Origin of the sequence: Hyphomicrobium sp. D-2 (assembly GCF_029872155.1) — a bacterium.
Taxonomy (GTDB): Bacteria; Pseudomonadota; Alphaproteobacteria; order Rhizobiales; family Hyphomicrobiaceae; genus Hyphomicrobium_A.
On record NZ_JARXLA010000005.1, the window covers coordinates 184,554 to 197,743 of the forward strand.

Here is a 13,190-nt window from a genome sequence, read left to right on the forward strand (position 1 = left end):
CGCTTGGATGCCGCGGGCTAGCCGGCGAACATGCCCCGCGCGATCAATCCCGGCACCAGCAGGGCAGCGGACCACAGCGCAGCGGCGACCACGCTCAGCGGGATGAAACTCGCCAGCGGCATGTTCTCAACGCCCGCTGCAATCGGAACCGTTGCCCGGCGCGTTCCCAAAGCCTTGCTGGTGATGACACCGATCACACCGTTCTGGCGCAGGAAGCTGCGCGCTGCCGCAACGCCTTTACCGGCGTCATTGATGTACCAGGCGTCGGAAAGTTCGCCCCGTGATGTCGCGCCGGCACGATGAAAGAACAGGTCGGCGGCGAGAGCACCGGCGGCACCCGCAAGGAAAATGGGCAGGAATGAACCGCCCGCATAAAGGTGCAGGCCGCCAATGAAGGCAAAAACCACCATCATCGGAATAACCAGCGACGCCATCGGGATCGCGCCCGCGAAGGCAACGGCGAACATGATCGCCGCGATCAGCCATTCGTGGTCGCGCATGAAAGCGAAGATCGCGTCCTGATAGGCGACAAAGAGCACCGGCCACAGGATGACCCAGATGGCCCAGATGAAAGCGCTGGCGACATTGGCGATCTGAAACGGGACCTGCGGCATGGCAAACATGCCCGCCACGACTGGGATCACCGCGCGCACCGGGCCGACGAAGTGGCCGAGGAAAACGCTCCACAGGCCATGCTCTTCGAAGAAGGCTTCACCGCGCGGAATGAGCGTTGGGTTGTTCTTGAACGGCCAGACGTTCGGAATGGTGTCCTTGAAGTAGAGGCCGATCCAGTAGGAAACGGTATAGCCCGCCACGCCGCCTAGCCCTGCTGCTACAACACTCCACAGCAGAACGCTGGAGCCGACACCGCTGGCGGCCAGCAGAAAGGCCAGCGCGGTGAGGATGGCCCAGCCCGGCCACACGATGGAGAGGAAGCAGAGCGATTCACCGAAGGCGACCAGAAACGCAATCGGTATGGCCCAGCCCTGACCCTGTCGCACTACGGAAACGATCGATTCGACGAGGCTATCGGTCATGGCGTGGTCCCATTGTTATCGGAGCGACGGGCGCTTGGACGTGGACAGGTTGGCCGATGCGCAAGACCGGCAATTAGTGCCGCCCGACGCGGGACTCAACCCGGCCATCAACCCCGGCGGCAGCGGCGCTTCATTTCGGCGCCCAGTTCCCTTGATACCTCGGTGGCCAGCATCATGCCGCGCGAGACCTGTGCCGGTGTCAGGTTATTTGCACCGCGCAGCACACCCGGCGCGCGGTCGGCCTCGTTCTTGCCATGGGCAAGCTCTTCGCAGGAGAGCTCTTTCTTTTTGCTCTTGAGCGCAAACAGGCGCACGCCGGAAGCATAGGCCTCGGGCGGGGCAGGGGCTCTTAGCCAGGCGCGATCATGGTCATCGACGAGATGGCGCAAGGTGCGCTGCCGCTTGGCGATGCAGTCGCTCGAATCGTCAACGCAGGTCAGGCCGGAACTGGCGCCCCCGGTGGTGACGTTAGGGCCGGTGCAGCCGACCGGCGCGAGGGGCACAAAAACGATGAGCAGAACCGGAAACCTCCGGCGTCGGTCGAGATTCATTCTTGGTCCCTTGTCGGCGCACGGTTAAAGCCCGTAGAAGGCCACCATGGCCGCGTCAAGGCGAATTCGATGCGCGGCGGCAACAGCGAAAGGCGTTCCCATGGCACACGCGATCCGTATCCAGGCAAATGGCGGTCCGGAGGTGTTCTCCTGGGAGGCAATCGCGGTGGGCGCGCCGGGACCGGGTGAGGCACTGCTGCATCAGCGGGCGGTGGGCCTCAACTACATCGATGTCTACCATCGCACGGGGCTTTATCCGCTGGCATCCTTCCCGGCCATCATCGGCATGGAGGGCGCTGGCGTCGTTGCCGCGGTCGGGCCGGGGGTGACGGACGTGGCCGTCGGCGATCGCGTCGCCTATGCCGGTGTGCCGGGCGCCTACGCCGAGGAGCGCCTGATCCCGGCCGATCGGCTGGTGAAGCTGCCGGACGACGTGAGTTTCGAGACGGCGGCGTCGGTGATGTTGCAGGGTATGACCGCGCGTTACCTGCTGCGCGAGACGTATCCTGTTTCCGCCTCCACGGTGCTGCTGTTCCATGCCGCTGCCGGCGGTGTGGGCCTCATTGCCTGTCAGTGGGCGAAGGCGCTGGGTGCCACCATGATCGGCACTGTCGGTTCGCCGGAAAAAATGGAGCTGGCCAAGGCCGCCGGCTGCACGCACGTGATCAACTACCGGACAGAAGATTTCGTCGCGCGCGTGCGCGAGTTGACCGGCGGGCAGGGCTGCGATGTCGTCTACGACAGCATCGGCAAGGATACGTTCCCGGCGTCGCTCGATTGCCTGAAACCGAAGGGCCTGTGGGTCAGCTTCGGCAATGCTTCCGGCCCGGTGCCGCCGTTCGATATCGGTCTGCTGTCAGCCAAGGGATCGCTGTTTGCCACCAGGCCCTCCGTGATGGCCTACACCGCGACCCGCGCCGACCTTCTCGCCAACGCCAATGAGCTGTTCGGAATGATCGCCAGCGGCGCCATCCGGCCGAACATTTCGCGCACCTATCCGCTGCGTGATGTTGCGGAGGCTCACCGAGATCTGGAATCGCGCCGCACTACGGGTTCGATCGTGCTGACGGTTTAACGCCCGCTGCACTTTACCTGCCTGCCGCTGCTGCCGATCTTTCGCGGGCCGTTTCTTGCGCCCTGGCGCAAACCCAAAACTAGGGTTAGCGAGCAACTTCTGGTTATGGTTTACCGCAGGTAACCATGACGGTGAACGCTTGCTTTCCGGCTGCGCGGAACCGAGCCATTTGCGCCAGCTTGGAGCGCATTTGAACGGTGCCGTTTACCTATATGGCGGCCGCCATTTACCAGTTTTCATCCCCTGCCTGCCATCCTCGATCATGGTTATCGAGACGCCGGGATAAGCAACAAAAGCGGCGTCGTCCGAAATGTAATGAGTACGGGCGGGACACGAAATGGCACGGCTGGAACTGAGAAACCACGGATTTGAGGAAAGCACCGATTACGCAGCAGCGCCGGATGCTTTTTTCCAACTCGGCCTTAGGTATTGCGTAGGCCGGGATGTGAAACTCGATCTCATCGAAGCGCACAAATGGTTCAACCTTGCCGCCATGCGCGGCAACGACGACGCCAAGCGCTATCGGCTTGAGATCTCACGCGAGATGACGAAAGTGCAGATCTCCCGTGCGCAGCGTCTTGCTCGCGAGTGGATCAAGAAGCACTGACGCATCCCTATCGGAATGTGTTCCGGTTGTCCGTTGCGCTGGATCAAGATCATTGGCTGTCTGCCGCAAATAAGTCTGGAGCTGGGCGCTACTGTCTGCGCGGCTCGGATTGCGAGCCCGTGATAACTCCAGCGCTATCGCAAGGGGCAGCCAGAACATGTGGGAAGCCGTCGCCGGTTTTGTCTCCGCAATCATCGCCGCCATCGGTCTCATGGTGGCGTGGCGGCGCAGCAGGGAAACCGCGCTTCGCACCGGGGAAGTGTTGAGCTGGTCTCAACAGGTCATCTCGGCCATGCAGCGGCTCAATCTGATCTGTCAGGGACATGCTTCCATCGATCCTGAGATGGAGCGTGATGCGCTGCGTCAGGTCTATTTCGAAACGTCGGTGCTGGCCGAGCAGGGGCGGCTGTTCTTCAGGAACGCGGCCGCAGGCGATCATGGGGCTGACAAGCCCGAAGCCTATCGCGGTCGTCGCCCGGAAATTCTCGATCAGATCCTCGTTGCCCACGCGATCGCGGGCACCTTTACCGCTGCCGATAAGGAGCGCCGCGCCCGCATGTGCTGCGTCGCGCACGATGCCGCCCGCCGCTTTGTCACGCTGGCGCAGAAGGAAGTGGGCCGTAGCCGCACCGTTTCGGCCGAAACCAGCAAGGGCGGCACCGGCACCAATCTCGATATTCTGTTGGCTGAGGTCGCGCCGGAGCGGCTGGCTTAGCTTCGGCAGATGCGCGCCCGAACGTGCGCGCATCCCATCGGGGAAAGTGAGAGGCAAAGACGTGTTACGTCTTCGCCTTCACATAGCTGCCCGGTGCGTCTTCGATTGCACCCAGCGTTTCGCCCGGCTCGCGCGGAACAGTCCAGTCGCCCGAACGCTCATGCAGCCACTCTGACCAATAGGGCCACCAGGAACCGGGATGCTCTTTGGCGGTCTTCAGCCAGCCGTCCAGCGTGTCGGCGTGCTTGCCATCGGTCCAGTACTGATACTTCATCTTGTCAGGCGGATTGATAACGCCGGCGATGTGGCCTGAGCCGGACAGCACAAACTCGACATCACCGCCCAGCAGCAGCGACCCCGCATATACCGACTTGGCCGGCGCGATATGGTCTTCCTTAGCGGCCAATTCGAACACCGGGATTTTCACCTTGCCGACATCCAGACGCGTTCCGGCAACGGAAAGCTGGCCTTTCGCCAGCCGGTTCTCGTTGTAGAACTCGCGCAGATAGAAGTTGTGGTTGACCGGCGCCATCCGCGTCGAATCCTGGTTCCAGAACAGCAGGTCGAACGGAAACGGCTTCTTGCCCAGCAGGTAGTTGTTGACGATGTACGGCCAGATCAGATCGCGCGGGCGCAGCATGTTGAACACGTTGGCCATGCGCGAGCCGTCAAGATAACCGCGCTCGGTCATCAGTTCGTTCAGCGATTCAAGCTGTTCTTCATCGGTGAACAGCAGCAGGTCACCGGCAAAGGTGAAGTCGATCTGCGTCGTGAGGAAGCTGGCGGAGTTGAACAGATCTTCGCCGCGCGTCGCTAGATACGACAGCGTTGTGGCCAGCAGCGTGCCACCGACGCAGTAACCGGTGACGTTGATCTTATCGACGCCGGTTTCGCGCTTAACGGCATCGGTGGCGCTCAGGATGCCTTCCTGCATGTAGTCCTCGAAGGACTTGTGCGCGAGCGTGGCATCCGGGTTCACCCACGAGATGACGAAAACAGTGAAGCCCTGATCGACGAGATACTTGATGAGGCTCTTGGCCGGCGTGAGATCCAGCACATAGAACTTGTTGATCCACGGCGGTGCAATCAGCAGCGGAATTTCGCGCACCTGATCCGTCGTCGGCGTGTACTGGATGAGCTGCAGGATGTCGTTCTGGTAGACGACCTTACCCGGCGTGGTCGCCAGATTGCGTCCCACCTCGAACGCCGTCGCGTCCGTCTGGCTGATCTTGAGCAGATCGCCGGACTTCTTCATGTCCTCTGCCAGCAGTGTCATGCCCTGCACGAGGTTTTCGGCGTTGGTCGCCAGTGTTTCGTGCAGCACTTCCGGATTGGTCAGCGGAAAGTTTGATGGCGAGAGCGCGCTCGTCACCTGACGCATGTAGAATTCCGCGCGCTGGCGATCCTTGCCCTCCAGCCCGTCGGTGTTGAGCAGCATGTCGTCAGCCCACCGTGCCGTGAGCAGATACGCCTGCTTCCAGAAGTCGAAGTAGGGATTTTGCGACCATTCGGGGTGCTTGAAACGGTTGTCGCCGGGATCGGGTTCGGCCACCGGCTTCACGGTCTCGCCGAACATCCGCATCACGGTGTTGTTCCACAGCTCCGCGTAGGAGTGCATCAGCTTGCCCTGCGCCTGTGCGAAGCGGGCAGGATCGGCAAGCCACTGCTGGGTCAGCTCGGTCATGGTCGTGGTAGCCTCGGTAATTTCCGAGGCCGCCGAATAGGGGCCCATCTTTGCGTCGTCGCGTTCGATGAACTCGGCCAGCACATGGCCACCCTGTTCGAACAGGCGCAGCAGGTTGCGGGACAGCTCTTCAGCGTTCACCGCGGGGTAAGGCGGTTGCTGGCTGCCGGGTCCGGCTTTCGGAGGCTCCTGCCTGGTCTTGGTCATTGAACCCTTGAAAATTAACTGCGGCCGCACTTATCGGCCATCTATCCTATGCCAATGTTTTGCGACATTGCGCGGCTAGTGTCACTTGAACGTGTGGACAAACTGCGACCGTGGCGGCCTCTGCTGCTCACGATCAGAATCGCGTAATCTCACAGCAGAAATAAGCATTTGGAGGCCGGATGCCGGACGGGCTGCCCAGGATGTCGCAACGCGGCCTTTTCGCACCTGCGTGCGCTTCAGTGCTGCCGACGCGTCCATTGCGCAGCACAGGTGACCGCATCCTGCGAGCCGCGTCCGGTGCAGCCATCGCATTCGGAATTTGCCTCAGCCTGACCGCATGTGCCGGCAGCACCACGCCGCTGCCCGACCTGAGGCGCGCGTCGGCGCCCTCGCTTTCCCAGCAGGAACAGAAGGAGGCGATGGAGGCGCTGAGCCGCAAGGGCAATCATCACGCCGACGACGCTGTGCGCGAAATCGAGGGACAGGAATAGCGTACTCAGCCTGTGAAGGCGGCCGCGTTCGGGGAGAGGCAGGCGTCTGCAGGCAAAGTTTACCTTCCTGGCCAGAACTGGACGGAAGCAGACATCTTCTGTTGGGGCAGATCGCACTCTGTTTGCGCGCCATAAAATTCGCGCTCTACTCCAACAATAGTGCAGATGCCGCCCATGCATTGCCGTCAGGTCTGGACGGAGGGTGGCGCGAGGGCGTAAACACGCGAACATCATTTGAAATAGCCGATTGTTCCAAGCGATCCGGCTCGACCGAGAGGCGTCCTGTGCACGAGGACTTTCACCGTATCAAACGCTTGCCACCCTATGTGTTTGCCGAGGTCAATAGGCTGAAGGCGGCCGCCCGTGCACGGGGCGCCGACATTATTGATCTCGGGATGGGAAACCCCGATCTGCCGACGCCGCAGCACATCGTCGACAAGCTGGTCGAGACAGTGGCGCGTCCGCGCACCCACCGCTACTCCGCTTCCAAGGGTATTCCGGGGCTTCGTCGCGCTCAGGCCGCCTATTACGAGCGCCGCTTCGGCGTGAAGCTCGACCCTGAGACGCAGGTGGTTGCGACGCTCGGTTCGAAGGAAGGCTTCGCCACCATGGCGCAGGCCATTACCGCGCCGGGCGATGTCATTCTGGTTCCGAACCCGACCTATCCCATTCACGAATTCGGTTTTCTGCTGTCGGGCGCCGCGATGCGCCACCTGAAAGCCGGGACGGGTGAGGAGTTTCTGCGCCAGGTTGAGCACGCCTGCGTGCACACTATCCCCAAGCCGCTGGCGCTGGTGCTGTCGTATCCGTCGAACCCGACGGCGATGGTGGCCGACCTTGATTTCTACAAGGATGCGGTTGCGCTGGCGAAGCGTCTGGGTCTGATCATCCTGTCGGACATCGCCTACACCGAGATTTATTTCGACGGCAATCCACCGCCATCGGTGCTGCAGGTGCCGGGCGCGATGGACATCGCGGTTGAGTTCACGTCGCTGTCGAAGACCTACAACATGCCCGGTTGGCGCATGGGCTTTGCGGTTGGCAATGAACGCCTGATCGCCGCGCTGGCGCGCATCAAGTCCTACCTCGATTACGGCGCCTTCACGCCGATCCAGGTGGCCGCCGCTGCTGCGCTCAACGGTCCGCAGGATTGCGTCGAAGAGATCCGCGCCACGTATCACAGCCGCCGCGATTGTCTGGTGGAATCCTTCGGCCGCGCCGGCTGGGATATTCCGCCGCCACCCGCCACAATGTTCGCATGGGCGCCCGTGCCGGAGCAGTTCAAGGAACTCGGCTCGGTCGAGTTCGCCAAGCTGCTCATCGAAAAGGCAGAGATCGCCGTCGCCCCGGGCCTTGGTTTCGGCGAATACGGCGAAGGTTTCGTCCGCATCGCGCTGGTTGAAAACGAGCATCGCATCCGTCAGGCAGCCCGCAATCTCAAAAAGTTCCTCGCCCAGCCGGGTGAAAGCGGGCATAACGAGTTTCCGATTCAACAGAACGCGAGCCGTTAGTTCGCGGCAATCCAATGACAAAATCACTGAAATTAGGCGTGGCCGGCCTTGGCACAGTCGGCACCAGCCTCATCGAATTGCTTGCCACCCATCGCGACCGTCTCGCCAATCTGGGCAGCACGGTTGATGTCGTCGCTGTTTCCGCACGCTCGAAGGACAAGCATCGGGCGATCACGGAAACCGCTGGTGTCACCTGGTTCGATGATCCGATTGCGCTGGCGCGCGATCCCGCCATCGACGTGTTCGTCGAACTGATCGGCGGCGAGGACGGCGTGGCGAAGGAAGCGGTTGAAGCCGCGCTGAACGCCGGCAAGCATGTCGTCACCGCCAACAAGGCGCTGCTTGCCAAGCACGGCGTTGCGCTGGCGCAGCTGGCGGAGGAAAAGGGCGTTGCGCTGAACTTCGAGGCGGCGGTTGCAGGCGGCATTCCCGTCATCAAGACGCTGCGGGAGTCGCTGGCGGCCAACAGCGTGCGCCGCGTCTACGGTATTCTCAACGGCACCTGCAACTACATCCTTTCGACGATGACGGACGAGAAGCGCTCGTTCGCGGATGCGTTGAAGGAGGCGCAGGATCTGGGCTACGCGGAAGCCGATCCGACGTTCGACATCGGCGGCTTTGATACCGCGCACAAGCTTGCCATTCTCGCCAGCCTCGCGTTCGGCACCGAGATCAACTTCGACGAAATCGACGTCGAGGGTATCCAGTCCATCACCGACGCCGACATCGAAGCGGCCGAGGACATGGGCTACTGCATCAAGCTGCTGGGCGTCGCGACGCAGACCGATAGCGGCATCGAGATGCGCGTTAATCCCGCCATGGTGCCGGAAGAATCCGCCATCGCCGAAGTGTGGGGCGCGACCAACGGCGTCGCCATCGATTCCGACTTCTGCGGCAGCCTGCTGCTGGTTGGTCCCGGCGCGGGTGGCAAGGCCACCGCGTCGTCGGTTGCTGGCGATATCGTCGACATCGCGCGCGGCATCATCCTGCCGCCGCTGATGCGCAAAGCCGCCAGCCTAACGCCCTGCGTGCGCTCGAAGCTCGGCTCGCATCAGGGCGCCTACTACGTGCGCCTATCGGTTTACGACCGTCCCGGCACGATGGCCGCCATCGCCAAGCACATGGGCGATCGCGACATCTCGATCGAAAGCATGGTGCAAGGGCAGATGCGTGCTGGCGTGCCGGGTGCAGAAGCCCGCACCAAGGTGCGCGGCGCGCCGGCGCCCGTTCGCATCATCACCCACGAGACCACCGAGGAGGCGATCCGCCAGGCGGTGGAGGCGATCGAGCAGGATGGTAAGGTGTCCGAGCGTCCGCAGGTCATCCGGATCGAAAAGCTCGGCTAACGATTTTTTCGCGCTCCAGCAGGAGCGCGGTTCAGTGGCAACGCGACTGTGTGAGGATTTGAACTATGGCGGAGCCCGTCGGCAATTCTGGGCTTGATCGAGTGCTGGTGCTGGAGGTGACACGCGTCACTGAGGCGGCGGCGATTGCAGCGGCGCGCCTGCGCGGACGCGGGGCGGAGAAAGCGGCCGACAAGGCTGCGGTTGATGCCATGCGTCGCGAGTTGGCGCGGCTCAGCATTCGCGGCACCGTCGTGATCGGCGAAGGCGAGATGGACGAAGCGCCGATGCTCTACATTGGCGAGAAGGTCGGCTCGGGCGAAGGCCCCGAGGTCGACATCGCCGTCGATCCGCTGGAAGGCACCACCATCTGTGCCAAGGCGATGCCGAATGCGCTCGCAGTGCTGGCGATGTCGGAGCGCGGCGGCCTGCTGCATGCGCCCGATATGTACATGAACAAGATCGCCATCGGTCCAGGCTATGCGCCGGATCTTGTCGATCTCGACGCTTCGCCCGCCGACAACATCAACGCGCTGGCCAAGGCCAAGGGCGTGCCGGTTTCGGGCATCACGGCCTGCATTCTGGATCGGCCACGCCACGCCGAGCTGATTGCGGCTGTGCGCGCTGCCGGCGCTGCGGTGCAGCTCATTCCCGATGGCGACATTGCGGGTGTGATCTGGACCACCGATCCGGAAGAAACCGGCATCGACATTTATCTCGGCTCGGGCGGCGCACCGGAAGGCGTGCTGGCTGCTGCCGCGCTGCGCTGCATTGGCGGCCAGATCCAGGGTCGTCTGATGCCTGCCAACGATGAGGAGCGCACGCGCGCGGCGTCGATGGGCATCACCGACATCAACCGCAAGTTCAAGCTTGAGGACATGGCGTCCGGCGATGTCATCTTCTCTGCCGCTGGCGTCACCGATGGCTCGCTGCTCGACGGCGTGCGCTTCAACGGTGAATTCGCTGAGGTTGAATCCATCGTCATGCGCTCGAAGACAGGTACCGTTCGCCGCGTCCATACGCGCTGCCGCGACACCTCCGGCGGTGCCTAAAATTCAGCGGCGCAATGCCTGAAGTTGAGGCTTGCCGCAACCTGCTGCCTCCCTGAAGATCATACACGGCAAACGTGTACCTGATCCGGGGAGGTGCAGCGTGGACGAGCGCAACGCGGGCGGCTACTCAATCACCTACGGCGGTGAGGAAATTGAAACGCCGGTTTATGTGGCTGCCGGGCTGGCGGCTGTGCTGTTCGCTGCCTGGATCGCAACCGGGGCCACCCTCTGGCTGGTGCCCGCCGTCGCCGCTGCCGGTGTCACCTATTATAATGTGCCGCTGCTTGAACGCCGCCCGGCCATGGGCGCGAACCAGTACGGCATCTTCATTCAGGGGCTTGGTCTCATCCGCTGGCGCGCGATCGACAGGATCGAGCTGGTGGAAGTGGCCGTGCGCGCCAGCACCATCCACGAGCTGCAACTGAGCCTGAAAGAGCGCCTTTCCAGCGCGCTCGTTGCCGACTGGCGCAAGCAGCCGTTCTATCGCTCATTGATGCGCCTGCCGTGGAAGATGGCCAGTACCAACGTCGTCAGCATCAATCTTGAGCCGTTCAACCGGGAACCGGAAGAGGTGCATCGTACGGTTTTGCGGCTCTGGCGCCATTACCGCAGTTAGACCTGCACCGGCGGCCGGCTCCCCGGAGGGGAGGCGCCGAGCGCCAACTTAAAATGCGCTGGCGGCCGGCTGCGCGGAGCGCAGTCGCCAGCGCGAGAGAAGTCGCTGCGACGCCTGTTGAAAAGTCTCGCTTCCTATCGCCAACGCGGGAGCAGGGTGGTCAACTTCGCTGGTGGGCGAATCGAAATCATCCGGGGGCGGTCAATGGCTACGGCGCTGAAACAGCGGGAAATCGATGCAGAACTTGCGCCCCCGTTTCTTGGTATTGCGTCATCGGCGCGTGGATTTACGTGGCGCGAGCGGCTGACGCCCGATGCGCATCTGCGCGCGACCACCATCAGCCAGCGCCACGGCTTGCCGGAATTGCTCGGCCGCATGCTGGCTGCGCGCGGCGTTGCAATCGATGACGTACCTGTGGTGCTCAATCCCACACTCAAGGCGCTGATGCCCGATCCCAGCACCGTGCGCGACATGGACGCCGCTGCTGCCCGTATTGCTGACGCTGTCGTAAAAGGGCAGCGCGTGGCTATCTTCGGCGATTACGATGTCGACGGCGCTTCTTCGTCGGCACTCGTTGCGCGTTTTCTCAGCCATCACGGTTTGCAACCACGCATCTATATTCCTGATCGGCTGTTTGAAGGCTACGGGCCAAATCCCGCAGCCATCGAAACGCTGGTGAAGGAGGGCGCGCAGCTCATCATCACCGTTGACTGCGGCACCACCAGCCGCGAGCCGCTCGCACGTGCCGCTGAGCTCGGCTGCGATGTCGTCATCATCGATCACCATCAGGCCGACGAAGAGCTTCCCATCGCATGTGCGGTGGTCAATCCCAACCGGCAGGACGATGTGTCCGGTCTCGGTCACCTGTGCGCGGCCGGCGTTTGTTTCATGGTTCTGGTGGCCGCAACGCGCGAGCTGCGTCAGCGCGGATTTTACGGTCAAATCGCGCCGCCGGATCTGATGGGCGAAATTGATCTCGTGGCGCTGGCAACGATTGCGGACGTCGTTCCGCTTGTCGGTCTCAATCGCGCTTACGTCACGCAAGGGCTGCAGGTGATGCGCTGGCGCAAGAACATCGGCCTGCGCGCGCTGATCGACGCTGCGGGGCTCAACGAGCCGCCGACACCCTATCATCTCGGTTTCATTCTTGGCCCGCGCATCAATGCCGGTGGCCGTATCGGCGATGCAGCGTTGGGATCGCGGTTGCTTGCTGGTGAGGATGAGACGGAGGCGGCACGCATCGCTGCGCTGCTCGACCGTCTCAACAAGGAACGGCGCGATCTTGAAAAGCAGATGCTGGAGGAAGCGCTGGGTGCGGCCGAAGCGAAGCTCATGCAGGAGCCAGATACGGCCGTGCTGCTGGTCGGGTCGCACACTTGGCACAAGGGTGTCGTCGGTTTGGTGGCCAGCCGTCTGACTGAAAAATTCCGCCTGCCATCCTGTGTTATTGCATGGGCCGATGAAACGGGCGGTGAGGGGACGGGCTCGTTACGGTCGCTGCCCGGTGCGGACATCGGCGGCGCAGTGCGCGCCGCTGTAGCCGCAGGCCACCTGATCAAGGGCGGCGGTCATTCGATGGCCGCTGGCCTCACCGTAGCGCGCGAAAACATCGCCGTGCTGGAAGCATTTCTGCAGGAACGTTTGCAGGGCAGCGTGACGGAGGCGCGCGCGCGCGATGCGTTGCAGATTGACGGCGCGCTGACGCCGGGTGGCGTAACGGACGAGTTAATCGACCTCATTGGTCGCGTCGGCCCATACGGCCAGGGCAATCCGACGCCGCGCTTTGCCTTTCCGGCCGTCAACGTCAAATTCGCGAAGATCGTTGGCGAGGCGCATGTGCGCTGCGTGCTGCAATCGGCTGACGGCTCCAAGCTTGAGGCCATTGCGTTCCGGGCTGCGGGGCAACCGCTGGGCGACATGCTGCTGAGCTCGGGCGGGCTGCCGCTGCACGTCGCGGGCAGCGTCAAGCGGTCGTCGTTCAACGGTCGCGACAAACTGGAAGTGCACATCGACGATGTCGCCGATCCACGTCGCCAGGGTTGAGAGCGCTGCTGCGGCGCGTCCCGCTTGCGGGCTGCGATCTTCATGCTTGAGCGCGCGCAGCGTCGATACTGTATCGTATCGCGATATTCAATCGCGGCATCGTCCTATGTGGGCCGCTGCCCCATTGTCGCCGCGCGCGACGCTTGCATCCCACAGATTCCAGGCGTTCGGAACAGGTGAGCAGTTAGCTGCGCTACCTTTGATGGAAAATTACTGCGTCAAGCAACTGTAAATTGCAGTGCCCTAACAAACACAGTC

Annotated in this window: 12 protein-coding genes; 9 read left to right on the forward strand and 3 right to left on the reverse strand. The window is 62.6% G+C overall.

The window, feature by feature from the left end:
- Positions 1-17 precede the first annotated feature (17 nt).
- Positions 18-1,037, reverse strand: a complete 1,020-nt coding sequence (locus QEZ49_RS10935; protein ID WP_280386825.1) for a DedA family protein — start codon at positions 1,035-1,037, stop codon at positions 18-20.
- 107 nt (positions 1,038-1,144) lie between these two features.
- A complete protein-coding gene (locus tag QEZ49_RS10940; protein ID WP_068461712.1) occupies positions 1,145-1,588 on the reverse strand; it encodes a hypothetical protein in 444 nt (147 codons plus the stop codon).
- Between the two features lie 100 nt (positions 1,589-1,688).
- Between QEZ49_RS10940 and QEZ49_RS10945 the strand changes: the two genes are divergently transcribed.
- The 3 genes from QEZ49_RS10945 (at position 1,689) to QEZ49_RS10955 (ending at position 3,985) form a co-directional block, all read left to right on the forward strand.
- On the forward strand, positions 1,689-2,663 hold the full coding sequence (locus QEZ49_RS10945) for a quinone oxidoreductase (RefSeq protein ID WP_280386828.1): 975 nt from the start codon (positions 1,689-1,691) through the stop codon (positions 2,661-2,663).
- A 337-nt stretch (positions 2,664-3,000) separates the two neighbouring features.
- A complete protein-coding gene (locus QEZ49_RS10950; protein WP_246274753.1) occupies positions 3,001-3,270 on the forward strand; it encodes a hypothetical protein in 270 nt (89 codons plus the stop codon).
- 157 nt (positions 3,271-3,427) lie between these two features.
- Positions 3,428-3,985, forward strand: coding sequence for a hypothetical protein (locus tag QEZ49_RS10955; RefSeq protein WP_280386832.1), 558 nt, complete (start codon positions 3,428-3,430; stop codon positions 3,983-3,985).
- Between the two features lie 64 nt (positions 3,986-4,049).
- Here QEZ49_RS10955 and phaC read toward each other — a convergent pair whose 3' ends face one another.
- Positions 4,050-5,876 (reverse strand): class I poly(R)-hydroxyalkanoic acid synthase, encoded by a 1,827-nt coding sequence (gene phaC / locus QEZ49_RS10960; protein ID WP_280386834.1) that lies wholly within the window; start codon positions 5,874-5,876, stop codon positions 4,050-4,052.
- Positions 5,877-6,076: 200 nt separating this feature from the next.
- On the opposite strand from phaC, the gene QEZ49_RS10965 reads away from it, so the two are divergent.
- The 6 genes from QEZ49_RS10965 to recJ all read left to right on the forward strand — a co-directional run bounded on the left by QEZ49_RS10965 (position 6,077) and on the right by recJ (position 12,932).
- Entirely contained in the window at positions 6,077-6,367 is a 291-nt protein-coding gene (locus QEZ49_RS10965) for a hypothetical protein (protein ID WP_280386836.1), read from the forward strand.
- Between the two features lie 284 nt (positions 6,368-6,651).
- Positions 6,652-7,878 (forward strand): LL-diaminopimelate aminotransferase, encoded by a 1,227-nt coding sequence (locus QEZ49_RS10970; protein WP_280386838.1) that lies wholly within the window; start codon positions 6,652-6,654, stop codon positions 7,876-7,878.
- 14 nt (positions 7,879-7,892) lie between these two features.
- Entirely contained in the window at positions 7,893-9,224 is a 1,332-nt protein-coding gene (locus QEZ49_RS10975; RefSeq protein ID WP_173954520.1) for a homoserine dehydrogenase, read from the forward strand.
- Positions 9,225-9,289: 65 nt separating this feature from the next.
- On the forward strand, positions 9,290-10,273 hold the full coding sequence (gene glpX / locus QEZ49_RS10980; protein ID WP_068461701.1) for a class II fructose-bisphosphatase: 984 nt from the start codon (positions 9,290-9,292) through the stop codon (positions 10,271-10,273).
- A gap of 100 nt (positions 10,274-10,373) precedes the next feature.
- A complete protein-coding gene (locus QEZ49_RS10985; protein ID WP_280386842.1) occupies positions 10,374-10,889 on the forward strand; it encodes a hypothetical protein in 516 nt (171 codons plus the stop codon).
- A 204-nt stretch (positions 10,890-11,093) separates the two neighbouring features.
- The gene (recJ, locus tag QEZ49_RS10990) at positions 11,094-12,932 is read left to right on the forward strand and encodes a single-stranded-DNA-specific exonuclease RecJ (RefSeq protein WP_280386844.1); all 1,839 of its coding nucleotides are present in this window, start codon (positions 11,094-11,096) and stop codon (positions 12,930-12,932) included.
- The last annotated feature ends 258 nt before the right edge of the window (positions 12,933-13,190 follow it).